The following is a 24,017-nucleotide window of genomic DNA, read 5'->3' on the forward strand; positions in this document are numbered from 1 at the left end:
CCTACCGGTTAATCCATTTGTTGATTTCGCTGTCTGAAACGCCGTTCATCAGCAAGCCTGACTTCCAGTTTACCTCCGGATAAGCCGTTTTAAGGTCTGTGCATGCCTTCGCTATGGTACTTCCTCCCGACGTTGCAAACGGTATAACGGTCTTACCTTTGAAGTCTGCCGACTCCATAAAGGTGTTGATAATGGTAGGACAAGTGTACCACCAAATGGGGAAACCCACGTAGATAACATCATAGTCGGCAATGTTTACCGATAGTTTCTTGATAGCCGGACGCGAGTTTCTGTTTTCCATCTCTACGTTCGAACGCGACTGTTTGTCGGTCCAGTCGAGGTCTGCATCTGTGTAAGGCTGCTGCGGTTGTATCTCGCAAAGCGTCGCGCCTGTTGCTTTAGCCAACCGTTCGGCTGCCTTTCGTGTGGTTCCCGATGCAGAAAAATAAGCTACTAATGTCTTCATATTCTTGTTCTCCTTGTTTTTACTACTCTGCGAACAGGCAGTGAGACAAAATGCTGTCATCACTGTCAGGATAAGAAATATTCTCTTCTTCATCTCTTTTGCTTTGTTGTCGGTTTCTTAATATTCTGTTCTTTGTCATCAATCGTTCCGCCTGAAGATGTTCGCCATGCCGGCAGTGTCCAGCGGTGTTAGGTCGTTCAGCTTCAAAGACTTCACCATTTTCATTGTTTTCTGCTTGTAACGCAGGAAGTGTTCCGTATTTATATGGTGGCGGTAAGCTCCGGCGATGCGTATATCTCCACGATACGGAAACGCGTACTGTCCTCTTTCAACTGGCAGGGGAAGAGGCAGACGACGCCCGTCTCTTCCCGTATGCTCGTTGCGGCAATCTCTTTACCCATCTTGATGTACTCGTCCAAGTATTGAGGATAGACCTCTATGTCGGCTATGCGCACTACATGCGTTTGCGCTTTCATGCCCAAAGAAAGTATTGCCATAAAACTTATGAGGATTAAGTTCTTCACCATTGCCTATTCCATGCTGTGCTCCCATTCGCCGCGAGTATCGACTCCGGTGGCATCGGCGAGCTGTTCAAGCTGTTCTACCTCTTCTTTCAGCAGCTGTATCTTGGCTGCAGCGGCGGCTTCAAGCACGTGTCGCTCCTTGGTTGCACCGATTAGCGGTTGCGCTCCTTTGGCAATGGCCCACGCCACGCTACTTGTGAGCAGGAAATGCCGTATTTTTCGCCGATGGCTTTCATGCCGTTGGTGAGGTTTTCGAGCTTGTCCAACACCGGATTGTAGCGTTTGCCGCGGTCGCTTTCTGCAGGAAGGGGGTTCTCTTTATTGTATTTTCCCGACAGTGCGCCTTGCTCCAAGACCATGTAAGCCCAAAAACTGATGTCGTTCTGCTTGCAATAGTCGAGTATTCCGGCTTTCTCTGACGAGCGGTAAAGCAGGGAATAATGGTTCTGAACGGCTGATATTCTGAAACCTTCCTTGTTCAAAATCTCGTTGGCACGGCGTATCTCGTCGAGGTTATGGTTGGAAACACCGACGCGTTTCACCTTGCCCGACTTCAGAAGAGGAACGAGTTCCGGTGTCCAACGCTGCACGTCCATGGGGTTGTGTATCCAATAAATGTCGATATAGTCTAAGCCCATGCGTTCCATTGAGCTTCTGCCATCTTCCCGACGCTGTTCTCGTACATCTCGGCTATCTGCGGTGTGAACTTCGTCGATACCAGTACGTCTTCGCGTTTCTGCTCCTTTACGAATGTTCCAAGTATGCGTTCCGACTCTCCCATACCATATACTGTGGCTGTGTCCCACAGGTTCAGTCCTGCTTTCATGGCAGTTTCAAATACCGGACGGAGTGTCTCTTCGTCTGTTTTGCTACCAAACACGCTGTCGCCACCGAAGGCTCCTGCGCCCCAAGCCCAAGTTCCTAATGCAATTTTCGATTCTTTCATAATTTCTATTGTTTTAAATTGATAGTGCAAAGTTAAAGCTAAAAGTTGGAAGAAGGCATAAATATTTTACTGAAACAGCTACCATTTTTATGGATATGTAACTATAAATGCGTATCTTTACCCCTTGAAAGAGAAAAGATATAACAATGAAGAAGGTGTTAAAGGTAAATTCTGTCAATGATTACGCAGAATATATAGGAGCTGAAACAATGCACCCGCTCGTCAGCATCATACACTACGACGAGCTGAAACATTGCAGGCACAGCCTGAACAACTATGGTGTATATGGGCTTTTCCTGATGGAAGAAAGCCCCTACACGCTTGCTTACGGACAGGGAATTTATCAGTCGGGTAATCATTCGATGCTCTGTGTTGCGCCGGGACAGATGGGCGGAGTGTCGGATACGGGCGAGGAAATCAGCTTGAAAGGCTGGGCACTGCTCTTTTCTCCGCTGCTTATAGCCGGCACACCGCTTGAACGGCAGATGGAAAATTACCATTTCTTCTCCTATTATCAAAGCGAGGCGTTGCGCATGCAGCCCGATGAGTGGCGCACGATAGTTACTTGCATGAAGATGATACGCTACGAACTGCAGGCACATCGCGATGCACCCCACCGGCGGAATATTCTCGTAACCTATCTACAGCTGATTTTGGAATACTGCTCGCGCTTTTACGAACGGCAGTTCCATGCCGAAACGGTGGGCAACAACAACGACCTTCTGAAGCGTTTCAATAAGTTGCTGCATCTGTATTATAAGGAAAACCGACAGCTGAAACATGGTGTGCCGACCGTGAAATACTGCGCGCAGGAGCTGTTTCTGTCTCCCAACTATTTTGGCGACCTTGTCCGACAGCTTACGGGCGACACCGCCATCTACACCATTCGTAAGTTTGTCATGCAGCGGGCACAGGTTCTGCTGACCGAAGGACTGACTGTGGCAGAGACGGCTTCGGCACTTGGCTTCGACTATCCGCAGCATTTCAGCCGCCAGTTTAAAGCGCATTTCGGTGTATCGCCAAAGAATTTGTTGCAGAACGAATAGAGTTTTGCCGCTCCATTGTAGTCTATTCTCATTAAAACCCAATCGGTTCATTAGGACGCTAATGAACCGATTAGGGTTAAAATGAATGCGGAACGGTTGTATTTTTCCTTGCGAAAAAACATAACAAAATACCGCTTTCGCACACCGCACATAACACACTGACTATCAATAACTACGCTTTGGCACTCCAAAACCTATTGTTTGGCATTGCAAAACCGTAGGTTTTACAAGGTAAAAGCGTAGGTTTTGCATCGCAAAACCTACGCTTTTGGAAAACCAAAGAAAAACCATTGATTTTCTGTAAAGATATTTCGCCTTTTCACGACCGCAAAAATGGGTGTGCAAAATCATACCACGACTTTGCCGATCCGCATCTGTGGCAGGGCGTAACGGACGCATTAAACCCCAATCGAGCATTAGGACGCTAATAACCGAGTGGGGATAAAAAAGTAGGAGCGCGAATAGCTCACGCTCCTACCATCGTTTTTATTACTCATGTTTAACTCATAGGGTGTATGAAAGCAATGTTTCGTACACTCGCAAATCTATTTATGGTTTCACAACCTTCTTGCCGTTCACGATGTAAACGCCCTTTGGAAGGTCTTTCAGCTCGCCCGACCGGCGCACACCGCTAAGGGTATAGATGCCTTGTGTGGCGGTAGTGTTGTCGGCAGTCGGTGTTTCAATGGCGGTCGGATCATCTTCGGTAATCGTCAGCTTGGCAGCATCATTACTCTCATTTTCCGTCATGTGCATCGTGAAACGGTAGGTTTTGCCTGCCTCGAACTTGTAATCGTCGGCTCTTGTGGGACCGTCATAAAAGCCGGCAATCCATATTTTAGTTTCTGCCTGCGGTGCTGCAATGCAGAAATCGTAAACTCCTGCAGGAATGTCCACGTAGTCCTCACCGTCCACAATCATGTACTGAGGCGTTGTAGATGGGTCGGCATTGGCAGGAATTTTGTATTCGAAGCCATTGTAGAGGTCAGCCGGTGGGTTGGCATCATTCCATAATGGTCCTTCGGCAGAAAACTTGTCGCCGTAGAGATTGTGGTCGGCATCGAGCAACATCTGATAGCCGCTGCCGTCTCCCCACACATTGTGTGCCTCGAGAATGATTCTTGCCTTTCCTTGTGCATGCGCCGTGGTGGGCAGTGCAAACATTGCAACGAACAATGCAGCGATGGTTGCATACACGTTCTTAAGTAAATTTGTATTCATTGTTTGCAGTATCTCCCTATTGAACCCCCGCTTTGGGGAGCAACGCCGTGTCGGAGATGCGGGCGTTTGATAAGTTAATATGAACTATACTCTGAATTTTAATAGTTGTTGTTGATATATTTGCGAAGATAACAATTTTATTTTAAAACAGCAAACATTTCATAATCTTTTTTTACTTTTCTGCTATTATGTTGCAATTAAGTATAATTTATTGTGTTTTAAAGCCTAGAAGCCCTAGAAAAACTAGGGTTCACCAGTTGCAATTAGGCACAGTTTATTGTGTTCCTAAGCCGAAGAAGTTATCAGCAACTACGCTTTTGAAACGGCAGCACATCTGCCCGACAATCGAACAAAATCGGTCAAGGACGCTAATGAACAATTGGGGTAAAAAAGTAGGAGCGCGATTTGCTCACGCTCCTACCATCGTTTCTATTACTCATGTTTAACTAATAGGGTGTATGAAAGCAATGTTTCGTACACTCGCAAATCTATTTATGGTTTCACAACCTTCTTGCCGTTCACGATGTAAACGCCCTTTGGAAGGTCTTTCAGCTCGCCCGCCCGGCGCACGCCGCTAAGGGTATAGATGCCTTGTGTGGCGGTGTTGTTGTCGGCAGTCGGTACTTCAATGGCATTCGGGTCTTTCGTAATCACCACCTTATCCTTTACCGTCTCTCCGTTCAGTGCTACACTGTGCGATGTTGGGTCAAACTTAGCTCCCGAAGGTTGAGAGATATAGCAGCCTGTCATGTTAAGTTCGGCGAAGTCGCAGATAGAGCCGTATTCTGCTCCCACGGCTGTTACCGTAGCATTTTTAACGGTAAATATCTCGCTTGTGCCGTTCCTTCCTGCGATGGCGTATGCTCCTTCAACATTCACGGTACAATTTTCGATGGTGAGATTGGTTTCGCTTGCGTAGAGAGCACAGTCGCCTTCGCACTTCACATTAAGTACTCCGTCACCCATTATAAGCAGCGGGGCGGTGAAGCTAAACGTTGATCTGTCTTTAGCTGTAAGGGTGTTTGTACCAACAACCTGTACTTTTAAGCCATTGATGTTTGAAAAGATAGCATTCTGTTCTCCTGCATTGATTGTAGCATCTTGCAGTGTGAGAACGTTGTTGGTTGGGTCGTACTTCACCGTTCCGCTTACACCGTTAATCACAGAAAGGTCGTTGCAATTTTCAGAGCTTACTTTTTCTCCACAAATTGCAAGTTCGTAAGTTGTAACACCTTCTTCGGTAATCGTCAGCTTGGCAGCATCATTACTCTCATCTTCCGTCATGTGCATCGTGAAACGGTAGGTTTTGCCTGCCTCGAACTTGTAATCATCGGCTCTTGTAGGACCGTCATAAAAGCCGGCAATCCATATTTTAGTTTCTGCCTGCGGTGCCGCAATGCAGAAATCGTAAACTCCTGCCGGAATGTCCACAAAGTCTTCGCCATCAACCACCATATGCTTGGGCTCGGTAGAAGGGTCGGCGTCTGCCGGAATTTTGTATTCGAAGCCATTGTAGAGGTCAGCCGGCGGGTTGGCATCATTCCATAACGGTCCGTCGGCAGGAATTTTGTCGCCGTAGAGATTGTGGTCGGCATCGAGCAACATCTGATAGCCGCTACCATCTTGCCACACATTGTGTGCCTCGAGAATGATTCTTGCCTTTCCTTGTGCATGTGCCGTGGTGGGCAGTGCAAACATTGCAACGAACAATGCAGCGATGGTTGCATACACGCTCTTAAGTAAATTTGTATTCATTGTTTGCAATATCTCCCTGTTGAACCCCCGCTTTGGAGAGCAACGCCGTGTCGGAGATGCGGGCGTTTCATAAGTTAATGTAAACTATGTTCTGAACTTTAACAGTTGTTGTTGATATATTTGCGAAGATAACAATTTTATTTTAAAACAGCAAATATTTTATAATCTTTTTTTACTTTCCTGCTATTATGTTGCAATTAAGTATAATTTATTGTGTTTTTATGCATAGAAGCTATAGAAAAACCAGAACCCACCAGTTGCAATTAGGTGCAATTTATTGTGTTCCTATGTCTAGAAAATCTAGAAAAACTAGAGTACACTAGTTGCAATTAAGTATAATTCGTTGGACTCACGGTAAAATGAGGGAGGAAAAAACAAAATCCCACTGCTGCGAGTGCGGGCAGTGGGATTGCTGTATGTTTATAGCGCATACTCTTCGCCATTGAGGAATACTCGGCGAATAATAGGTGTGGTGTATGCGTAAGGGATAAAGTCGATAGACGGGATAGGGTCGGTAATGTAAAAGTTGGCTACCTTACCCACAGTGATAGAGCCGTACTCTTCGCTCAGTCCCATGGCATAAGCCGAGTTGATTGTAGCTGCGTTGATGGCTTCGGCAGGCATCAGGCGCATCTTGATGCACGCCAACGATACGGCAAACTTCATATCGCCCGATGGTGTAGAGCCGGGATTATAGTCGGAAGCTATTGCCATCGGAAGTCCTGCGTCAATCATTTTCCTGCCCGGCGCAAACGGCATGTTCAGGAAGAACGATGTTCCGGGCAAAGCGGTTGGCATGGTTTCAGCGTCTTTCAGCAGTTCTATGTCGCGGTCGTCCATCGCTTCAAGGTGGTCTACGGAGAGGGCATTGCATTCAACACCTACTTCCACACCGCCTGAAACAGCAAGCTCTTCGCCGTGAATTTTACCGCGAAGACCGTATTTGGCACCTGCTTGGAGCAGGCGTCTCGTTTCGTCGGGCGTGAAGAAACCTTCATCGCAGAACACGTCTATGAAGTCGGCAAGTCCTTCTTCTGCCACGGCCGGCAACATATCGTTGATGATGTGGTCTACGTATTCGGCTTGGCGACCGGCATATTCGCGACCGACAGCGTGCGCACCGAGGAAGTTGGCAACTACTTTAACGGGAGCTGTCTCCTTTATTCGGCGAATGACACGCAGCATTTTCAGCTCGTCTTCAAGGTTCAAGCCGTAGCCGCTCTTTATCTCCATCGCACCCGTACCTTTGCGAATAACTTCGTCTACCCGTTTCATTGCCTGTTCGTAGAGTTCGTCTTCCGACAGTTCGTGCAGGCGGTCGGCAGAATTGAGGATACCGCCACCACGCTTTGCTATTTCCGCATAGCTCAATCCACGTATTTTATCTACAAATTCGCCTTCCCGGCTGCCGGCGTAGACAACATGAGTGTGTGAATCGCAGAACGACGGCATAACGGTTCCGCCTTCTGCATCTACAACCAATGTGCTGCGCCCTATTTGTGGCATATCGACGCGTGGACCGTAAGAAACGATGCGACCGTTTTCTACGTAAAGGTAAGCATTTTCAATGGTGTTTAGTTGGGACATTTCAGCCCCTCGCAGGCATCGTTTACCTTCGTGTCCGATGCCTGCCAGTATGCCGATATTTGTTACTAAGAGTTTCATTTGCGGAGGAAATCTACTGACTTAGCAATGTGCGGTGCCATAAATTGGTCGTTTTCAACGAATGGCACAACCTTACGATAAGCCTCGAAGATAGCTTCGATGGCAGGAGAAGACTTCAATGGGCGACGGAATTCGAGTGCCTGTGCCGCATTGAAAAGCTCGATAGCGAGTACACGCTCTGTGTTCAGCACTACTTGGTAGAGCTTTGTAGCTGCGTTAGCACCCATGCTGACGTGGTCTTCCTGACCTTGTGATGAAGGAATGCTGTCGGCAGAAGCCGGTGTACAGTACATCTTGCTCTGGCTAACGATAGAAGCGGCAGTGTATTGCGGAATCATGAAACCGCTGTTCACGCCCGGTTTAGCTACCAAGAAACTTGGAAGGTCGCGTGTGCCGGATACGAGTTTGTAGATACGACGCTCTGAAATGTTGCTCAGTTCGCACAGTGCAATGGCAAGGAAGTCCATTGGTTGTGCGATAGGTTCGCCGTGGAAGTTGCCCGCAGAGATAACCAAATCTTCGTCCGGGCAGACAGTTGGGTTGTCGGTAGCTGCGTTCACTTCAATGTCGATTACAGATTTCACGTAGCGGATAGTGTCTTTTGATGCGCCGTGAACCTGTGGCATACAACGGAAAGAGTAAGGGTCTTGCACGTTTACCTTTGGTTGCTTGATGAGTTCGCTGCCTTCGAGCAATTCACGAATGCGAGCGGCTGTTTCGATTTGCCCTTGGTGAGGACGCACGGCGTGTACAGCGTGTGTGAATGGTTCGATACGTCCGTCGTAAGCTTCGAGCGACATTGTGCCGATTTTGTCTGCCCAATCGCTCAACCGCTGTGCTTGGAGCAAGCACCAAACAGCAAATGAGTTCATGTTCTGTGTACCGTTGAGCAATGCCAAACCTTCTTTTGAAACGAGTTGGATTGGTTGCCAGTTCATCTTTTTCAGCATTTCCTCGCCGGAAATAACTTCACCGTTCATTTCCACACTGCCAATACCCAAGAGCGGCAAGCACAGGTGAGCCAATGGAACGAGGTCGCCCGATGCGCCGAGAGAGCCTTGCATGTAGACAACAGGATAAATATCGTTGTTGAAAAAATCAATCAAACGCTCTACAGTAACCAACTGGCAGCCTGAGAAACCATAGCTTAGCGACTGTATCTTGAGCAGCAACATAATCTTAACGATTTCGTTTGGCACTCTTTCGCCTACACCGCAAGCGTGCGACATCATCAGGTTTTTCTGAAGGTCGGAAAGTTGCTGCTTGTCGATAGAGATTTTACAGAGTGAGCCGAAGCCTGTTGTTACACCATAGATAGGCTTATCTGATGTTTCAATCTTTTTGTCCAAGTATTCGCGGCAACGCACAATGCGGTTGCGTGCGTCGTCAGATAGTTCAAGTTTAATGTTGTTTTCAATGATTTCACCAATTCTTTCGATAGAGAGGTGGTCTGCACTTATCTTATGTGTCATAATTGTATTTAAAAGTTTAAGGTATTGTTTTAAAATTAAAATTCACAGATAAGGACGTGTGCCCTATCTGTGAATACGTTGCTTTTTTATTTGTATGCTTCGTTGATAATATCGTCATCAACAAAGTTAGGAAGCGTTACGGTCAAGCCCGGAGTACGTTCCATTTCGCGCTTGATGGCGTCGATTGAACCCTTGTTGCGTGCCCAGCTGCGACGAGAAATACCATTGTTCACGTCCCAAAGGAGCATTTGACGAATGTGGCGAGCTGAATCTTCACTGCCATCAATAACCATACCGAAGCCGCCATTGATAACTTCGCCCCAGCCTACGCCGCCACCGTTGTGGATTGAAACCCATGTTGCGCCACGGAAAGAGTCGCCGATAACGTTCTGAACAGCCATATCAGCGCAGAACTGTGAGCCGTCGTAAATGTTGCTGGTTTCGCGGAATGGTGAGTCGGTACCTGATACGTCGTGGTGGTCGCGTCCCAATACTACGGGGCGACTGATTTCGCCTCGCTTGATAGCTTCGTTGAATGCCAAGGCAATCTTCGTACGACCTTCAGAGTCAGCGTAGAGAATACGAGCCTGTGAACCTACAACGAGCTTGTTCTTGCCTGCTTCCTTAATCCAGTGGATATTATCGTCCAATTGTCCGATAATGTCAGGAGTTGCGGTCTTGCGTATTTCCTCGAGAACTTCTGTTGCGATACGGTCGGTTGTCTCCAAGTCTTTAGGGTCGCCGGACGAGCATACCCAGCGGAAAGGACCGAAACCATAGTCGAAGAACATTGGTCCCATGATGTCCTGAACGTATGAAGGATAACGGAATTTGCCGTTCTCTCCCATAATGTCAGCACCTGCACGGCTCGACTCCAATAGGAAAGCATTGCCGTAATCGAAGAAGTACATACCGTCGGCAGTGAGTTTGTTGATTGCAGCAACTTGACGACGCAAAGACTCTTGTACCTTTTCCTTGAACAATTCGGGTTCTTCTGCCATCATGCGGTTGCTTTCTTCCAACGAAACACCTACCGGATAGTAGCCGCCCGCCCAAGGATTGTGGAGCGAAGTCTGGTCGGAACCAAGGTCTACGTGGATATTTTCTTCTGCCAAACGTTCCCAAAGGTCTACTACGTTGCCCACGTATGCCATTGAAACGACACGCTTTTCTTCAACAGCCTTGCGGATTGCAGCAATCAGTTCGTCGAGATTTTCGTGCAATTCATCTACCCAACCTTGTTCATAACGCTTGCGAGCAGCCAGCGGATTGATTTCGGCAGTTACGCTGACAACGCCTGCAATGTTGCCGGCTTTAGGCTGTGCGCCTGACATTCCGCCAAGACCGGCTGTTACAAACAGCTTCATATTGTCGCCACCTACCTTGCGTGCAGCGTTCAACACTGTGATTGTCGTCCCGTGAACGATACCTTGCGGACCGATATACATATACGAACCCGCTGTCATCTGACCGTACTGGCTTACGCCGAGTGCGTTGTCGCGTTCCCAATCGTCCGGTTTAGAGTAATTAGGAATAACCATACCATTGGTTACAACCACACGTGGTGCATTCTTGTGCGATGGGAAAAGTCCGAGAGGGTGTCCCGAATACATAACAAGCGTTTGCTCGTCGGTCATTTCGCTCAAGTATTTCATAACCAAACGGTATTGCGCCCAGTTTTGGAAAACAGCACCATTGCCACCGTATGTAATCAATTCGTGCGGGTGTTGTGCCACAGCCTTGTCAAGGTTGTTCTGAATCATCATCATGATAGCAGCAGCCTGATGAGACTTGTGCGGATATTCGTCGATGGGACGAGCGTACATTTCGTATGTAGGACGGAAGCGATACATGTATATGCGTCCGTATGTTTCTAACTCATTGGCAAATTCCGGTGCCAATGTAGCGTGGAATTTCTTTGGGAAATAGCGCAATGCATTGCGCAGTGCAAGTTTCTTTTCCTCTGCGGTAAGAATATCCTTGCGTTTTGGAGCATGGTTAATAGACGTGTCGTATGCCTGAGGCTCCGGAAGCGTTTCGGGTATGCCGGCACGAATGTCTGCTATAAATTGTTCCTTAGTCATTTTTGTATAGTTTTTATAATTTACCTTCTACTATCTTCATTATTTCAGCTTCAAGTTCATTAGCTTTCTTAATGAGTTCGTTGGCTTCGCCTACAAGCTTGTCGGCAGTTTCGCGGTCTTTCAGTCCCGACGCATTAATCTTAACGTTCAAACCTGCACCCAGTACGGCTGCACGGGCTGCCAATACGCCTACACCGGCATCGGAAACGCTGTTCGGATTACCTTCTTCTGCCATAGCTTTGCAGAGTTCGAACACCTTGAACGATGCTTGCATGGTGTGCAGAGGCACTTGTGTAGCAAACAACGTTGCAGCTTGGATAGCCGCAGAGCGGGCTACTTTCTCCTCGTCGGTCTTTTTAGGAAGACCAAATGCCTCCATAATGCGGTTGAAAGCTTCCGTATCTTCGTCTACAAGTACCATCAGCTCTGCTTGTATCTTCTGTCCTTTGTCCGCCCAGTTGCTAAATTCTTCCCAACGAGCGTCCCAGCCGGCTTTATGGCTTGAGAGGTTGGCAACCATTGTACCCAATGCCGCACCTAAAGCACCCATATAAGCGGAGATGGTACCACCACCCGGAGCCGGCGATTCGCGCGATGTTTCGTCGGCAAAGCCTTTCACGGTGAGGTCGATAAGTTTCTTTGACTTGTTCTCGTCTTCCAAAAGGTATTCGATAACCTTTTCGCGTGGGTTGAATTCCTTCAAGTCGTCCAGTCCCATTGATTTAATGGCAATCTGCAAAATATCTTCTTCGGGAATACCGGTAGAGCGGTCTTGCTTTTTCAAGAAGTATTTACCGGCTTCTATCAATGTACGCTTGGGTATCAAACCTACGATTTCCGTACCTGTAACACGAATGCCACGATTTTGTGCGCAACGGCAAACTTCGTCGAAAGCAACGTGCAACGGTGTTACATTTATATCGGTAATGTTCATTGAAACCTGTGCTATGCCGTATTCGTCGATAAACCAACCAATGGCTTTTGTAGCTTTCAATGTACCGGGAATCATAATGGTTTTTCCGTTTTCGTCCTTCATTGGTTTGCCAACCGGTGAGCCGCCTTCGCGCTGTGGACGACCTTTTTCGCGTACATCGAATGCAATTGCATTGGCACGACGGGTAGAAGTAGTGTTCAAGTTGAAGTTTGTCGCAATCAAGAAGTCGCGGGCACCCACTGCAGTACAACCTGTACGAGCTACCCCTTCGTCCCATGCGCGGGCACCAAAATCAGGTGCTTCAGCTTCAACAGTCATTCTTTCTGCCAATCCTTCGTACTCTCCCTTACGGCAAATAGCGAGGTTGCGGCGTTCCGGAGTTCTTGCAGCAGCTTCGTAACAATAGCAAGGTATTTGCAATTCGTTGGCAATACGTTCTGCCAACTTGCGTGCCAATTCAGCACATTCTTCAAGTGTGATGCCTGCAACCGGAATTAATGGGCAAACATCGGTAGCTCCCATACGTGGGTGCGCACCGTGATGTTGGCGCATGTCGATAAGTTGTGCAGCCTTCTTTACGCATTGAAAAGCAGCTTCCAATACAACATCAGGAGCACCTACAAAAGTAATTACCGTACGGTTTGTAGCTTCACCCGGGTCTACATCAAGCAGTTTCACGCCTTTAACACGTTCTATTTCGTCTGTTACTTGCTTGATGACAGCTTTGTTACGTCCCTCGCTAATATTAGGGACACATTCAATGATTTGTTTTTCTTGTACCATTTTTATTTTGTATATTAAATTTCTTAGGCATAGTTTCTTTACGGTGTAAAATTAAGAATAAGGCGGCAAACTACAAAATATTTAGCCTTAAACTATTCAAAAAAATATGTTTTCGCTTCATTATGTCATAAAAAGAGGAAGATTTTGGCTAAAATAAGCTGTTTCTTCTTACGCAATGTCTAAACCATACCTTTTATCTCTTCAGTTGTTTCGGTGGAAATTCAAAATCAAAATGCACAACTTCATCGTGCTTTTTAGACGTGCCGGTGCCATAAAAAATATGCTTCAACATGAGCCGGGCATCAGAATTACATCGGTATATTATTTATAAGATACGCAAAGAAAGAACCGATTGTGATTTAATATGCTTATTATCAAGAAGATATGAAGTATCTTTGTCCTCAAATTCTTACACCGAAGCCACATTATTCATAAACTTTTTCGTTCAGCCAAACGCGCAATGCCCAATTTATTTAAGCACAGCCATACCGAGAAAACGCACTTTTTTCGTTCCTCGAAAAGTACGGAAAAAAGACGATAAATGTGTAAATATTTTTCGCAAGCGTAGCTATCGCGTAACTATTTCGTTATCAGCGCATTACAAAACCTATTGTTTGGCGTTGCAAAAGCGGCTGTTTTGCACGGTAAAACCGTAGGTTTTGCGTTGCAAAACCTACGGTTTCGCAACGCCAAAGCGCAATTATCGTTTTTTAAGGGATTTATCTTTACAAAAACAAGGGGGATTTATAGCTTTATTCTAGAATTTCTAGAGGTTCTAGGAACTCTAGAATAATAATGTAGGGGGCAAGTTCTTGGAACTTGCCCCCTACATTATTATATATATGTATAATGCGCTTACAGCGCGCTTTCAAATTCTTTCAAGAAGCGAACATCGTTTTCAGAGAACAGACGGAGGTCGCTGACACGATACTTAAGGTTGGTAATGCGCTCCACACCCATACCGAAAGCGTAGCCGGTGTAAACCGATGAGTCGATGCCGCAGGCTTCAAGGTCGTGCGGGTCTACCATTCCGCAACCCAAAATCTCAACCCAACCCGTGTGTTTGCAGAAACCACAGCCTTCGCCACCGCAGATATTACAGCTTATATCCATTTCGGCACTCGGCTCGGTGAAGGGGAAATAGCTTGGACGCAAACGTATTTTGGTGTCTGCACCAAACATTTCGCGGGCGAAAGTAAGCAATACTTGCTTCAGGTCGGTGAAGCTGACGTTCTTGTCTACATACAGTCCTTCCACCTGATGGAAGAAACAGTGGGCGCGTGCGCTGATGGCTTCGTTGCGGTAAACGCGTCCGGGACAGAGCACACGGATAGGTGGCTCGTGGGTAGACATATAGTGTGCCTCGTCGTTAGAAGTGTGGCTGCGCAGCAGAACGTTCTTCGTAACGTCCATTGTGCTTGAGCGTTCTATGAAGAAAGTGTCCTGCATATCGCGAGCGGGGTGGTCGGCGGCAAAGTTCAGCATGGTAAACACGTGTCGGTCGTCGTCGATTTCCGGTCCTTGATATAAGGTAAAGCCCATTCGCGCAAAGATGTCGATGATTTCTTTCTTCACCAACGTCAGCGGGTGGCGCGTGCCCAGCTCGATGGGATAAGCTGTTCGGGTAAGGTCGATGTCGGTGCTTTGCGCTTCGCTTGTCTCCAATTGTTCGCGCAAATCGTTAATCTTGGCTTGTGCAAGCTGCTTCAGCTCGTTTATTTTCATGCCCACTGCTTTCTTTTGGTCGGCAGCTACGTTGCGGAACTCGCCCATCAAGGCGTTTATTTCGCCTTTTTTACTGAGATATTTCAATCGAAGCTGCTCCACCTCTTCGGCGTTTTTAGCCGATACGGAACTCACTTCCTTTAAAAGTTCTTCTATCTTTTCGAGAATCATAATTCCTAATTTTAGTGCAAAGGTACAATATATAATCCGAACAGGGAAGTACAGACAGAGAAAATTATTGCGCTTACGATATTATTATAAAATAAAAGTTATGTTATTATAAAATAAAAGTAGTACTTTTGCATCAAAATTTGAGAACAATATTTATTAGAATATGAGAAAAGCAATCTTATTCGTTGTAGTGGTGTGTGCCGCAATGGTATGCTTCACAACAAGCTGTAACAACAAGAAAGTAGAGCCGGCTGATTCTACAAAAACAGACTCGACAACCGTTGAGGATACAACCGAAGCGGAAGATTCGGCAACAGAAATCATTGCAGAAACACCGATGCCGAAGGCAGCCGACCAACTCTTCGACGACTTCTTCTTCAACTTCATCGCCAACAAGAAGCTGCAACGCAACCGCATTAAGTTCCCGCTGCCGGTGGAAACCAACGGAGAAGTTACGAAACAGATAGCACAAAACCGGTGGAAAATGGAGCGTTTCTTCCGTCCGCAAGGCTATTACACGCTGATTTTCGACAATGAAAAGCAAGCCGAATTAGCAAAATCGACCAACCTCGACACCGTGATAGTAGAGAAAATCAACTTGAAACAAGGACTTGTTGAGCAATATTGCTTCGACCATCAGGACGGACGCTGGGAGATGAACAAGATTAAAAACATCGGTTTCTCGCAAAATCACAATGCTTCGTTCTTGAAGTTCCTGCAGAAATTCCTCGCAAACGATGGGCAAGGCAGCATAAAAGATCCACTGCCCTACTCGGGTATAGACCCCAACGGCGAAGTAACGAGCAGGGTGAACACCACCATTCCTGCATCGGAATGGAGCACATACTTGCCGGAAGTGCCGGGAAACATCATTTACAACATTCTTTACGGACAGAAATACGAGAAGAGTAAAAAGAAGTTTCTGGTATTCCGAGGACTCTCCAACGGTGTTGAAACCCAACTTGAGTTTAGGCAAAGAGGCAACAATTGGCGTTTAGAGAAAGTTATTGCCTATTAAATAAGGTTGCAACTTTGCAAGGAAAAGAAGAACGAAGCACAAGGGAAAAGACAATGACAGACCGAAAAGACTACAGCCTGCTTAGGCACAACACGTTCGGAATCGATGCGAAATGCAAGCGATTTATAGAGTATGACACGGTGGAAGAGGCGCAACAGGTGGCACAGATGCTTACCGAAGCCGACCGACCGCTGCTTATTCTCGGTGGCGGCAGCAACTTATTGCTGACTGCCGACTACGACGGAACGGTGTTGCATTCGGGCATTCGCTTTCTCGAACAAATCGACGAATGCCACATTCGCTGCGGTTCGGGCTACGTTTGGGACGATGTGGTGGCTTATTGCGTAGAAAACGGACTGTACGGAGCCGAGAACTTGTCGATTATACCGGGCGAAGTGGGTGCCGGTGCTGTGCAAAACATCGGTGCTTACGGCGTGGAAGTAAAGGATTTGATAGTGTCTGTGGAGGCAGTAGAGATAGAAACGGGGCGCATTCGCCACTTCACGAACGCCGAATGTGAATATAGCTACCGGCAAAGCAAGTTCAAACACGCATGGCAGGGGCGGTTTCTCATCACTGCCGTTACTTACAAGCTGTCTACAACCTACGCTCCGAAGTTGGACTACGGCAACATTCGTGCCGCCTTGGCTGCGAAACAGATAGACTTTCCCACTGCTACGGAATTGCGCGAAGTTATTTCCGAGATTAGAAATGCAAAGCTGCCCGACCCCAAAGTGCTGGGCAATGCCGGCAGTTTCTTTATGAACCCGATAGTTCCGACGCAGAAATACAACGAGTTGGCACGGCAATACGAGGGTATGCCCCACTATACCATCGACAGCGAACACGAGAAAATACCCGCAGGGTGGCTGATAGAACAATGCGGTTGGAAAGGAAAAGCAATGGGCAGAGCTGCCGTACACGACAAGCAAGCATTGGTATTGGTGAACCGCGGCGGTGCAACGGGCAGCGAGGTGGTGCACCTTTGCGAAACCATTCAGCACGACGTGAGGCAGAAATTCGGCATCGAAATCAACCCGGAAGTGAACATACGCTAAACAGCAACGATGAAACTACGTTTTTTAGGCACAGGAACTTCCAACGGAGTACCCGTCATTGGCTGCAGCTGCAAGGTGTGTAAAAGCAGCAATACGAAAGATAAACGACTGCGCACGTCGGCTTTACTCGAAACCGAAACTACACGCATACTCATGGATTGCGGTCCCGACTTCCGCCAACAGATACTTCCCCTACCCTACAGAAAGATTGACGGCATATTGGTAACGCATATCCACTACGACCATGTAGGCGGAATCGACGACCTGCGCCCCTTCAGTTGGCTTTCCGACATAGATATTTTTGCGAACGAGGACACCTGCAACGGACTGCGCCACAACTTTCCTTACTGTTTCAAAGAGCACCTCTACCCCGGCGTACCCAAGCTAAACCTACACACAATCGTCCCTCACAAGGCTTTTCCGATAGGCGATTGCACCGTCGTACCCATCGAAGTGATGCATGGAGCCCTACCTATCTTGGGCTATCGCATAGGAAACTTCGCCTATATCACCGATATGAAGGCCATCAACGCTGCCGAACTGCCTTATCTCGAAGGTGTCGAAACCCTCGTAGTGAATGCCTTACGCTGGCAGCGCGAGCATCATTCGCATCAGCTTATCGCCGACGCCATCGCCTTCAGCCGTACCATCAACGCCAAGCGCACCTATCTAACGCACCTCACACACGAAATAGGACTGCACGAAGTAGCGCAGCAAAACCTTCCCCACAATATATTCTTTGCCTACGACGGTTTGGAAATCGAAGTGTAAGAAAGCAGAGATGAAAGTTGCAAGCAAGCACAGAAAGTTGTAAGCAAGCAGAGATAAAAGTGTAAGCAAGCACAGGTTGCTTGCGAGCAGGGCTTGCGGTGCGCCCTGTTTCCCACAGTTTCTATTTATTCTAGAGCTCCTAGAAGCTCTAGAATCCCTAGGATTTCTAGAACATCTATAAACTATCAGAACCCTAAAAAGCAAGTATTTTTGTTGAATTACTTGTGAGATTAGTTTTTTTTCTCTACATTTGCACACAATAAATACATTGTGCAATAGCAGAAAGCGTGAGTCTTTCATCACACTAAAAGGAAAATTAGGAGGAAAGAAAAAATGTCTATTTCCAAGACAAGACAGATGTTCGTAGATGTGGCAAGGCAGATTTTTGCCAAGAAAGGCATAGCCAACACAACTATGAACGATATTGCGGAAGCCTCAGGGAAGGGCCGTCGCACGCTATACACCTACTTTAAAAGCAAGGACGACGTTTATTATGCGGTTATAGAAGCCGAATTGGAACGCTTGTCGGACAAGTTGGACGAAGTGGCATCAAAGCGAATACCGCCTCACGACAAGATTATCGAACTCATCTACACCCACCTGAGTATGATAAAAGAAACAGTAATGAGAAACGGAAACCTCAGAGCGGAGTTCTTTCGCAACATCTGGATGGTGGAACGTGTACGCAAAAACTTCGATGAAGACGAGATAGAACTCTTCAGAAAGGTATATACGGAGGCGAAAACCGATGGCGATTTCGACATCGACAACGTAGATTTGGTTGCCGACATCACCCATTATTGTATCAAAGGACTCGAAGTTCCCTTCATCTACGGTCGCCTCGGACACGGTCTGACCGAAGAAAGCAGCCGCCCACTCGTGGCAAAGGTGGTGTACGGAGCGTTGGGCAACAAGATGGGGAAAGGCAAATCCGACAACAACAAATATTAAGAAGGCAGATATTGATTATTTAAAGGGTAACCAATATTCATTAAGAACATAGCCAATAATTATTATCAAGAAGCTATAAACATATTAAGAAAATAGATATTAACAACATAAACACAAACAGAAAATGGGATTATTAACAGGTAAGACAGCCCTCATCACAGGTGCTGCACGTGGTATAGGTAAGGCAATCGCCATTAAGTTCGCAAGCGAAGGTGCAAATATCGCATTCACCGACCTCGTTATCGACGAGAACGGAAAGGCTACCGAAGCTGAAATTTCAGCACTCGGCGTAAAGTGCAAAGGCTATGCAAGCAACGCAGCCGACTTTGCTGAGTCGGAAGAAGTGGTAAAGCAAGTGAAGGAAGAGTTCGGCAGCATCGACGTACTTGTAAACAACGCAGGTATCACAAAGGACGGTTTGATGCTCCGTATGACCGAAGCACAGTGGGACGCAGTTATCGGTGTGAACCTCAAGAGTGCGTTCAACTTCATTCACGCTTGCATTCCGGTGATGATGCGACAGCGCAGCGGCAGCATTATCAATATGGCAAGCGTGGTAGGTGTGCACGGTAATGCCGGTCAGGCTAACTATGCTGCATCTAAGGCGGGTATGATTGCCCTTGCAAAGAGTGTGGCGCAGGAAATGGGACCAAAGGGTTTGCGCGCCAATGCCATTGCTCCGGGTTTCATCGACACAGCGATGACACAGCAACTCTCCGACGAAATTCGCAAAGAATGGGCTTCTAAGATTCCATTGCGCCGTGGCGGAACTACCGAAGACATCGCAAACACAGCCCTCTACCTTGCTTCCGACCTTTCAAGCTACGTATCAGGACAGGTCATTCAGGTTGATGGCGGTATGAATATGTAAAACTCCTTTCAACTTTTCTATCCCCCTTGCCCTCGTCGGTAAGGGGCGATAGACTTTTTTAAACTATGCAAGTTCTCTACGAAGACAACCATATCATCATCGTTTACAAAGAAAGCGGCGAGATAGTACAAGGCGATAAAACAGGCGACAAACCGCTTTCGGAAACCATCAAGGCGTGGATAAAAGAGAAATATGCCAAGCCCGGCAATGTGTTTCTTGGTGTGGTGCATCGTTTAGACCGCCCCGTATCGGGATTGGTAGTCTTCGCAAAGACATCAAAAGCACTTTCCCGCCTGAACGATATGTTCCGCAAAGGCGAAGTGAAGAAAACCTATTGGGCAATGGTGCAGGCACCACCGGCAGAGGCTGAAGGCACGCTGACCCACTGGTTGGTGCGCAACGAACGGCAAAACAAGAGCTACGCATACGACCACGAAGTGCCCAATGCAAAGAAAGCAATACTGAAATACAAAACCGTTGGGCAGACCGAGCACTACACACTGCTCGAAGTGAACCTGCTTACAGGTCGCCACCACCAAATACGCTGTCAGCTTTCAGCCATCGGCTGCCCCATTAAAGGCGACTTGAAATACGGCGCACGCCGCTCCAACCCCGACGGCAGCATATCGCTGCTAAGCCGTACGGTAGAATTTATACACCCCGTAAGCAAGGAAAACATATCCGTAGTTTCGCCCTTGCCTGCCGAAAAGGTGTGGGATAATTTCCGAAAATAACCATTAAATGACAACATCTACTGCATTGAAACGCATCATAGCGTGGCTTAAACGTCTCTCGTTTCGCACCGGCGTAATGGTTTTGGCTATGTGCATTCCGTTCTACATCGTCTCGTTTGCGCAATTCGCCCTCCCCCTTTCTGCTGCCACGAAAGGCATATTGTGGGTGGTTTTCTTCGGATTGGCAAAGACTTTCCAATACAGCGGACTCACTATTTTGGGCGTAGAAGGCTACAAACGGCTGAAAGCAAGGCTAAAGCAACCACGCACTTAGGCACGAAAAAGCGAAGTATCGAACCGTCGCAACCACGACTATACAACACTTCGCCTTTCTGTTTTCTTCTTTATTGTCTTACAATATCCTTGTTTTTCTTCTCTTAAACCTCGTATTTACTTTCGCACAATCACCGAACCGTTTGCCTGATGTGTAGCCAAAATAAGCACTTCGGCTATCTGAACGTGTGCCGGTGCACTCGCTGCATAGAACGCAACGTCGGCAATATCGTCGCCCGTCAGTGGCTTCACGCCTTTATAAACATTCTCGGCACGGGCATCGTCGCCATGGAAACGGACATTCGAGAAGTTGGTTTGTACCAGCCCCGGTTTCAAGTTCGTAACACGCACGTTGCTCTCTGCCACATCAATGCGCAGACCGTCGGTAATGGTTTTCACCGCTGCCTTCGTGGCACAATACACATTTCCGTTTGCATAAGCAGCATCGCCGGCAACCGAACCTATATTAATAATGTGTCCTTCGTTGCGCTCCACCATGGCAGGCACTACGAAACGTGTCATGTTCAGCAGTCCCTTGATATTGGTATCTATCATCGTGTCCCAGTCATCGAAGTTGCCTTCATACTCCTTGTCCAAGCCTAATGCAAGTCCGGCATTGTTTATCAGCACATCAATCTTTGCCCACTTGCCTTTCAGAAACTCCACTGCTTTCTTGGCAGCTTCGCGTTCTCGCACATCAAACTGCATCGCCAGCACTTCGGCACCCATACCTTCGAGTTCCTTTTTCAGCGCATCGAGCTTCTCTTTCCGACGCCCCGTGATGATGACATCGTATCCGCCTTGTGCAAACTTCTTAGCGCAAGCCTCGCCAATGCCGCTTGTTGCGCCCGTAACCATTACAATTTTCTTTTCCATGTATTATCTTGTTTAAGTTGAGGTGTCATTATTACATTCCACCTTATATTAATTATTGGTTCTTTATCTGCCATCTTTGCCCTTGCGGCAAGCAAATAAAACCACAGACAAAGGTAATGGAAAATATCCGTTTTACAAAATAAAATGCCACCACTTATCAAGTTTTTATGGCTTGAAATATTTACAAATGTTAAATAAACGCCTATTCTTTTCATTCTTTCCCTAAAGTTTTGCACGTTTAAAAAGAAATGTGTACCTTTGCACTCGCAATTCAGGAACAAGTCAATATAACTTATTTTATAAATTGCAACTGGTTAATATCGCGGGTTGGAGCAGTTGGTAGCTCGCCAGGCTCATAACCTGGAGGTCGCATGTTCGAGTCCTGCACCCGCAACTAAATGCAAGAAAGTCGCCCCAAACGAGCGACTTTCTTTCGTTTTATATCCCCTACTCTTTTCTTTCCCACCCACCACGAAACCGTCTGTTTTATGCAGAAAAAAGGCGATAAAAACGTAAAAGTTTTTCATAAGCGTAGCTATCGTATAACTATCTTACTATCAGCGTATTGCAAAACCTATTGTTTTGCATTCCAAAACCGTAGGTTTTGCACGGTTAAACCGTAGGTTTTGCATCGCAAAACCTACGGTTTCGCAACGTCAAAGCGATTATATCACTTTTTAACAGAATTATCTTTACAAAGTAAGACCGAAAAACGCTCACGGTTTCATTGGTGAACCTGCCTAAAAACATCCGCAAGATAACCTGCTCAACTTGTTTTCTTTCTGCTGAACTCACGTAAGTTTGATAAGGACAAAACGTGATGAAGCACGCCCCAACAATAAAGCGACAGACTGCCCTAACGATGTCGAAGAAGTGCGCCGGCATGATGAAGCACGCCCCAATAATAAAGCAACAGACTGCATAAGAAAACAGAACTCCCTCAACGGCATGCCGTTGAGGGAGTCTTTTTAGCTATGAGAAATTTGTTTTTGTTCTTGATTAGTAAGCGAACAATGGATATTCTTTCATTGTAGCATTTACTTTCTCGCGAACTTTTGCGATGACTTTTTCGTCTTCCGGCGCAGAAAGAACCTTGTCGATAAGCTCGGCAACGAGAATCATCAAGTCTTCCTTAGCACCACGAGTTGTCATGGCAGCAGTACCAAGACGGATACCTGAGGTCTGGAAAGCAGAACGTGTATCGAATGGTACCATGTTCTTGTTTACGGTGATGTCGGCTGCAACGAGTGCATTTTCGGCTACCTTACCGGTAAGTTCCGGGAATTTGGTGCGGAGGTCGAGCAACATTGAGTGGTTGTCGGTACCGCCTGAAACAATGCCATAGCCACGCTTTACGAGTTCTTCGGCAAGCACGGCAGCGTTCTTTTTCACCTGTGTAGCATACTCTTTCCAGCTTGGTTCGAGGATTTCACCGAAGGCAACAGCCTTAGCAGCAATAACGTGCTCTAACGGACCGCCTTGGTTTCCGGGGAACACAGCAGAATCGAGAAGCTGCGACATCTTCTTGATAACACCCTTTGGAGTTGTCTTTCCCCATGGATTGTCGAAGTCTTCACCCATCATAATCACACCACCGCGAGGACCACGGAGGGTCTTGTGTGTAGTTGTTGTTACGATGTGAGCGTACTTAACAGGGTTTTCGAGCAAACCTGCAGCTATCAAACCTGCCGGGTGAGCCATGTCTACCATGAAGATTGCACCAATTTCGTCGGCTACCTTGCGGAAGCGTGCGTAGTCCCACTCGCGGCTGTATGCCGATGCACCCGCAATGATGAGCTTTGGCTTGTGCTCGCGAGCGAGCTTCTCCATGTTGTCGTAGTCTACACGACCGGTTTCCTTATCGAGCTGATAGCCGATAGGACGGTAGAGAATACCGGAGTTGTTTACCGGGCTACCGTGCGAAAGGTGGCCGCCATGGTTGAGGTCGAGCCCCATGAAAGTGTCGCCCGGTTCGAGAATTGCTGAAAGAACAGCTTGGTTAGCCTGTGCACCGGAGTGTGGCTGCACGTTTGCCCAGCATGCACCGAACACTTTCTTTACGCGCTCGATGCAGAGGTTCTCTACTACGTCTACTACTTGGCAACCACCATAGTAACGCTTGCCGGGATAGCCTTCAGCGTACTTGTTGGTGAGGTAAGACCCCATTGCCTGCATTACTTCGTCGCTAACGAAGTTCTCTGAAGCGATAAGCTCCATGCCTTTCAACTGGCGTTGGTGCTCTTGCTCGATGAGATCAAAAATCTCAAGATCTTTTCTCATGTTGTTTAAGTATTAAAATGCCTCCGCCGACTATCCACGGTTTTTAGTAAAGATGTCGCCAAAAGCAAGGTTGTTATAATTAGTTGCAAATATAGGAATTTTCTAATAACAGGGCAAATATTTTGTGCAAATATTTTTAAACCTCCATCTATTAGAATTATTAGTATCTGCATTTAATAGTTTTTTATTATCAAATGCTTTACGGCTTTGTCGTTTCGGTTCATAAAACTTACTTGATATTTTTTATCGAATGAGGTTATTGACAGCCCTTTGTTTTCATAAAGTGAAAGTATAAACGGCGTAGCTTTGATGTCTAACAGCCATTTGGCTTCGCATTTTTTTATGAGATAGTTCGCCAATCGTGTATGGTCGGCATGCGTGAACGAGCTTTTA

At 46.9% G+C, this 24,017-nt stretch carries 23 protein-coding genes, 1 tRNA gene and 2 pseudogenes; 11 read left to right on the top strand and 15 right to left on the bottom strand.

Annotation, left to right across the window (positions count from 1 at the left end):
• Position 1: 1 nt before the first annotated feature.
• From JCM15124_RS05210 to JCM15124_RS13365, 4 genes and pseudogenes are all read right to left on the bottom strand, one after another.
• Complete coding sequence (locus JCM15124_RS05210; protein ID WP_024998576.1) at positions 2-559, bottom strand: flavodoxin; 558 nt, start codon at positions 557-559, stop codon at positions 2-4.
• 167 nt (positions 560-726) lie between these two features.
• Entirely contained in the window at positions 727-993 is a 267-nt protein-coding gene (locus JCM15124_RS13360; RefSeq protein WP_232220093.1) for a putative quinol monooxygenase, read from the bottom strand.
• Between the two features lie 3 nt (positions 994-996).
• Positions 997-1,179, bottom strand: a complete 183-nt coding sequence (locus JCM15124_RS17155) for a hypothetical protein (RefSeq protein ID WP_373277526.1) — start codon at positions 1,177-1,179, stop codon at positions 997-999.
• Positions 1,143-1,936 (bottom strand): annotated as a pseudogene (locus tag JCM15124_RS13365) (aldo/keto reductase). Before JCM15124_RS13365 ends, JCM15124_RS17155 begins: the two are co-directional and overlap by 37 nt.
• 146 nt (positions 1,937-2,082) lie before the next feature.
• On the opposite strand from JCM15124_RS13365, the gene JCM15124_RS05225 reads away from it, so the two are divergent.
• A complete protein-coding gene (locus JCM15124_RS05225; RefSeq protein WP_024998577.1) occupies positions 2,083-2,982 on the top strand; it encodes a helix-turn-helix domain-containing protein in 900 nt (299 codons plus the stop codon).
• A 290-nt stretch (positions 2,983-3,272) separates the two neighbouring features.
• Positions 3,273-3,410 (top strand): hypothetical protein, encoded by a 138-nt coding sequence (locus JCM15124_RS15840; protein WP_156930670.1) that lies wholly within the window; start codon positions 3,273-3,275, stop codon positions 3,408-3,410.
• Between the two features lie 121 nt (positions 3,411-3,531).
• On the opposite strand, the gene JCM15124_RS05230 is transcribed toward JCM15124_RS15840, so the two are convergent.
• From JCM15124_RS05230 to pheS, 7 genes are all read right to left on the bottom strand, one after another.
• On the bottom strand, positions 3,532-4,203 hold the full coding sequence (locus JCM15124_RS05230; RefSeq protein WP_024998578.1) for a DUF2436 domain-containing protein: 672 nt from the start codon (positions 4,201-4,203) through the stop codon (positions 3,532-3,534).
• 492 nt (positions 4,204-4,695) lie between these two features.
• Positions 4,696-5,958, bottom strand: coding sequence for a DUF2436 domain-containing protein (locus JCM15124_RS05235; RefSeq protein ID WP_024998579.1), 1,263 nt, complete (start codon positions 5,956-5,958; stop codon positions 4,696-4,698).
• A 420-nt stretch (positions 5,959-6,378) separates the two neighbouring features.
• A complete protein-coding gene (gene hutI, locus JCM15124_RS05240; protein ID WP_024998580.1) occupies positions 6,379-7,623 on the bottom strand; it encodes an imidazolonepropionase in 1,245 nt (414 codons plus the stop codon).
• Positions 7,620-9,095, bottom strand: a complete 1,476-nt coding sequence (gene hutH, locus JCM15124_RS05245; RefSeq protein ID WP_024998581.1) for a histidine ammonia-lyase — start codon at positions 9,093-9,095, stop codon at positions 7,620-7,622. The genes hutI and hutH overlap by 4 nt, the downstream gene beginning before the upstream one ends.
• Before the next feature lie 86 nt (positions 9,096-9,181).
• A complete protein-coding gene (hutU, locus tag JCM15124_RS05250; protein ID WP_024998582.1) occupies positions 9,182-11,179 on the bottom strand; it encodes a urocanate hydratase in 1,998 nt (665 codons plus the stop codon).
• A 13-nt stretch (positions 11,180-11,192) separates the two neighbouring features.
• Complete coding sequence (gene ftcD / locus JCM15124_RS05255) at positions 11,193-12,896, bottom strand: glutamate formimidoyltransferase (protein WP_024998583.1); 1,704 nt, start codon at positions 12,894-12,896, stop codon at positions 11,193-11,195.
• A gap of 855 nt (positions 12,897-13,751) precedes the next feature.
• The gene (gene pheS, locus JCM15124_RS05265; protein ID WP_024998585.1) at positions 13,752-14,792 is read right to left on the bottom strand and encodes a phenylalanine--tRNA ligase subunit alpha; all 1,041 of its coding nucleotides are present in this window, start codon (positions 14,790-14,792) and stop codon (positions 13,752-13,754) included.
• A gap of 163 nt (positions 14,793-14,955) precedes the next feature.
• Here pheS and JCM15124_RS05270 point away from each other — a divergent pair, with 163 nt between their 5' ends.
• From JCM15124_RS05270 to JCM15124_RS05300, 7 genes are all read left to right on the top strand, one after another.
• Positions 14,956-15,810, top strand: coding sequence for a DUF4348 domain-containing protein (locus JCM15124_RS05270; protein ID WP_024998586.1), 855 nt, complete (start codon positions 14,956-14,958; stop codon positions 15,808-15,810).
• A gap of 14 nt (positions 15,811-15,824) precedes the next feature.
• Positions 15,825-16,868 carry a UDP-N-acetylmuramate dehydrogenase gene (murB, locus tag JCM15124_RS05275; RefSeq protein WP_262499267.1) on the top strand — a complete coding sequence of 348 codons (1,044 nt, stop codon included), beginning with the start codon at positions 15,825-15,827 and terminating at the stop codon, positions 16,866-16,868.
• Between the two features lie 9 nt (positions 16,869-16,877).
• Positions 16,878-17,639, top strand: a complete 762-nt coding sequence (locus JCM15124_RS05280) for an MBL fold metallo-hydrolase (protein ID WP_024998588.1) — start codon at positions 16,878-16,880, stop codon at positions 17,637-17,639.
• 333 nt (positions 17,640-17,972) lie between these two features.
• Positions 17,973-18,590: a TetR/AcrR family transcriptional regulator gene (locus JCM15124_RS05285; RefSeq protein ID WP_024998589.1), complete on the top strand. Its 618-nt coding sequence runs from the start codon at positions 17,973-17,975 to the stop codon at positions 18,588-18,590.
• A 124-nt stretch (positions 18,591-18,714) separates the two neighbouring features.
• Complete coding sequence (gene fabG / locus JCM15124_RS05290) at positions 18,715-19,461, top strand: 3-oxoacyl-[acyl-carrier-protein] reductase (protein ID WP_024998590.1); 747 nt, start codon at positions 18,715-18,717, stop codon at positions 19,459-19,461.
• A gap of 65 nt (positions 19,462-19,526) precedes the next feature.
• The gene (locus tag JCM15124_RS05295; protein WP_024998591.1) at positions 19,527-20,195 is read left to right on the top strand and encodes an RluA family pseudouridine synthase; all 669 of its coding nucleotides are present in this window, start codon (positions 19,527-19,529) and stop codon (positions 20,193-20,195) included.
• Positions 20,196-20,202: 7 nt separating this feature from the next.
• Positions 20,203-20,469 (top strand): hypothetical protein, encoded by a 267-nt coding sequence (locus tag JCM15124_RS05300; RefSeq protein WP_024998592.1) that lies wholly within the window; start codon positions 20,203-20,205, stop codon positions 20,467-20,469.
• Between the two features lie 116 nt (positions 20,470-20,585).
• On the opposite strand, the gene JCM15124_RS05305 is transcribed toward JCM15124_RS05300, so the two are convergent.
• Together JCM15124_RS05305 and JCM15124_RS13370 are read right to left on the bottom strand one after the other, a co-directional pair.
• Entirely contained in the window at positions 20,586-21,344 is a 759-nt protein-coding gene (locus JCM15124_RS05305; RefSeq protein ID WP_024998593.1) for an SDR family NAD(P)-dependent oxidoreductase, read from the bottom strand.
• The gene (locus JCM15124_RS13370; protein WP_036885108.1) at positions 21,326-21,559 is read right to left on the bottom strand and encodes a hypothetical protein; all 234 of its coding nucleotides are present in this window, start codon (positions 21,557-21,559) and stop codon (positions 21,326-21,328) included. The genes JCM15124_RS05305 and JCM15124_RS13370 overlap by 19 nt, the downstream gene beginning before the upstream one ends.
• Positions 21,560-21,665: 106 nt before the next feature.
• On the opposite strand from JCM15124_RS13370, the gene JCM15124_RS05315 reads away from it, so the two are divergent.
• Together JCM15124_RS05315 and JCM15124_RS15845 are read left to right on the top strand one after the other, a co-directional pair.
• A tRNA-Met gene (locus tag JCM15124_RS05315) sits at positions 21,666-21,738 on the top strand.
• A 407-nt stretch (positions 21,739-22,145) separates the two neighbouring features.
• Complete coding sequence (locus JCM15124_RS15845; protein WP_156930671.1) at positions 22,146-22,316, top strand: hypothetical protein; 171 nt, start codon at positions 22,146-22,148, stop codon at positions 22,314-22,316.
• Positions 22,317-22,343: 27 nt separating this feature from the next.
• Here JCM15124_RS15845 and glyA read toward each other — a convergent pair whose 3' ends face one another.
• Both glyA and JCM15124_RS16165 read right to left on the bottom strand, forming a co-directional pair.
• A complete protein-coding gene (gene glyA, locus JCM15124_RS05320; protein ID WP_024998595.1) occupies positions 22,344-23,624 on the bottom strand; it encodes a serine hydroxymethyltransferase in 1,281 nt (426 codons plus the stop codon).
• A 173-nt stretch (positions 23,625-23,797) separates the two neighbouring features.
• Positions 23,798-24,017: pseudogene (locus tag JCM15124_RS16165) on the bottom strand (DNA adenine methylase); the annotation flags it as partial.

The sequence above is a fragment of the Prevotella falsenii DSM 22864 = JCM 15124 genome (genome assembly GCF_000613945.1).
Lineage (GTDB): Bacteria > Bacteroidota > Bacteroidia > Bacteroidales > Bacteroidaceae > Prevotella > Prevotella falsenii.

Coding starts and splice junctions, on each gene's coding strand:
- JCM15124_RS05210 (WP_024998576.1), bottom strand. CDS start 559: ATGAAGAAGAGAATATTTCTTATCCTGACAGTGATGACAGCATTTTGT.
- JCM15124_RS13360 (WP_232220093.1), bottom strand. CDS start 993: ATGGTGAAGAACTTAATCCTCATAAGTTTTATGGCAATACTTTCTTTG.
- JCM15124_RS05225 (WP_024998577.1), top strand. CDS start 2,083: ATGAAGAAGGTGTTAAAGGTAAATTCTGTCAATGATTACGCAGAATAT.
- JCM15124_RS05230 (WP_024998578.1), bottom strand. CDS start 4,203: ATGAATACAAATTTACTTAAGAACGTGTATGCAACCATCGCTGCATTG.
- JCM15124_RS05235 (WP_024998579.1), bottom strand. CDS start 5,958: ATGAATACAAATTTACTTAAGAGCGTGTATGCAACCATCGCTGCATTG.
- hutI (WP_024998580.1), bottom strand. CDS start 7,623: ATGAAACTCTTAGTAACAAATATCGGCATACTGGCAGGCATCGGACAC.
- hutH (WP_024998581.1), bottom strand. CDS start 9,095: ATGACACATAAGATAAGTGCAGACCACCTCTCTATCGAAAGAATTGGT.
- hutU (WP_024998582.1), bottom strand. CDS start 11,179: ATGACTAAGGAACAATTTATAGCAGACATTCGTGCCGGCATACCCGAA.
- ftcD (WP_024998583.1), bottom strand. CDS start 12,896: ATGGTACAAGAAAAACAAATCATTGAATGTGTCCCTAATATTAGCGAG.
- pheS (WP_024998585.1), bottom strand. CDS start 14,792: ATGATTCTCGAAAAGATAGAAGAACTTTTAAAGGAAGTGAGTTCCGTA.
- JCM15124_RS05270 (WP_024998586.1), top strand. CDS start 14,956: ATGAGAAAAGCAATCTTATTCGTTGTAGTGGTGTGTGCCGCAATGGTA.
- JCM15124_RS05280 (WP_024998588.1), top strand. CDS start 16,878: ATGAAACTACGTTTTTTAGGCACAGGAACTTCCAACGGAGTACCCGTC.
- JCM15124_RS05285 (WP_024998589.1), top strand. CDS start 17,973: ATGTCTATTTCCAAGACAAGACAGATGTTCGTAGATGTGGCAAGGCAG.
- fabG (WP_024998590.1), top strand. CDS start 18,715: ATGGGATTATTAACAGGTAAGACAGCCCTCATCACAGGTGCTGCACGT.
- JCM15124_RS05295 (WP_024998591.1), top strand. CDS start 19,527: ATGCAAGTTCTCTACGAAGACAACCATATCATCATCGTTTACAAAGAA.
- JCM15124_RS05300 (WP_024998592.1), top strand. CDS start 20,203: ATGACAACATCTACTGCATTGAAACGCATCATAGCGTGGCTTAAACGT.
- JCM15124_RS05305 (WP_024998593.1), bottom strand. CDS start 21,344: ATGGAAAAGAAAATTGTAATGGTTACGGGCGCAACAAGCGGCATTGGC.
- JCM15124_RS13370 (WP_036885108.1), bottom strand. CDS start 21,559: ATGAAAAGAATAGGCGTTTATTTAACATTTGTAAATATTTCAAGCCAT.
- glyA (WP_024998595.1), bottom strand. CDS start 23,624: ATGAGAAAAGATCTTGAGATTTTTGATCTCATCGAGCAAGAGCACCAA.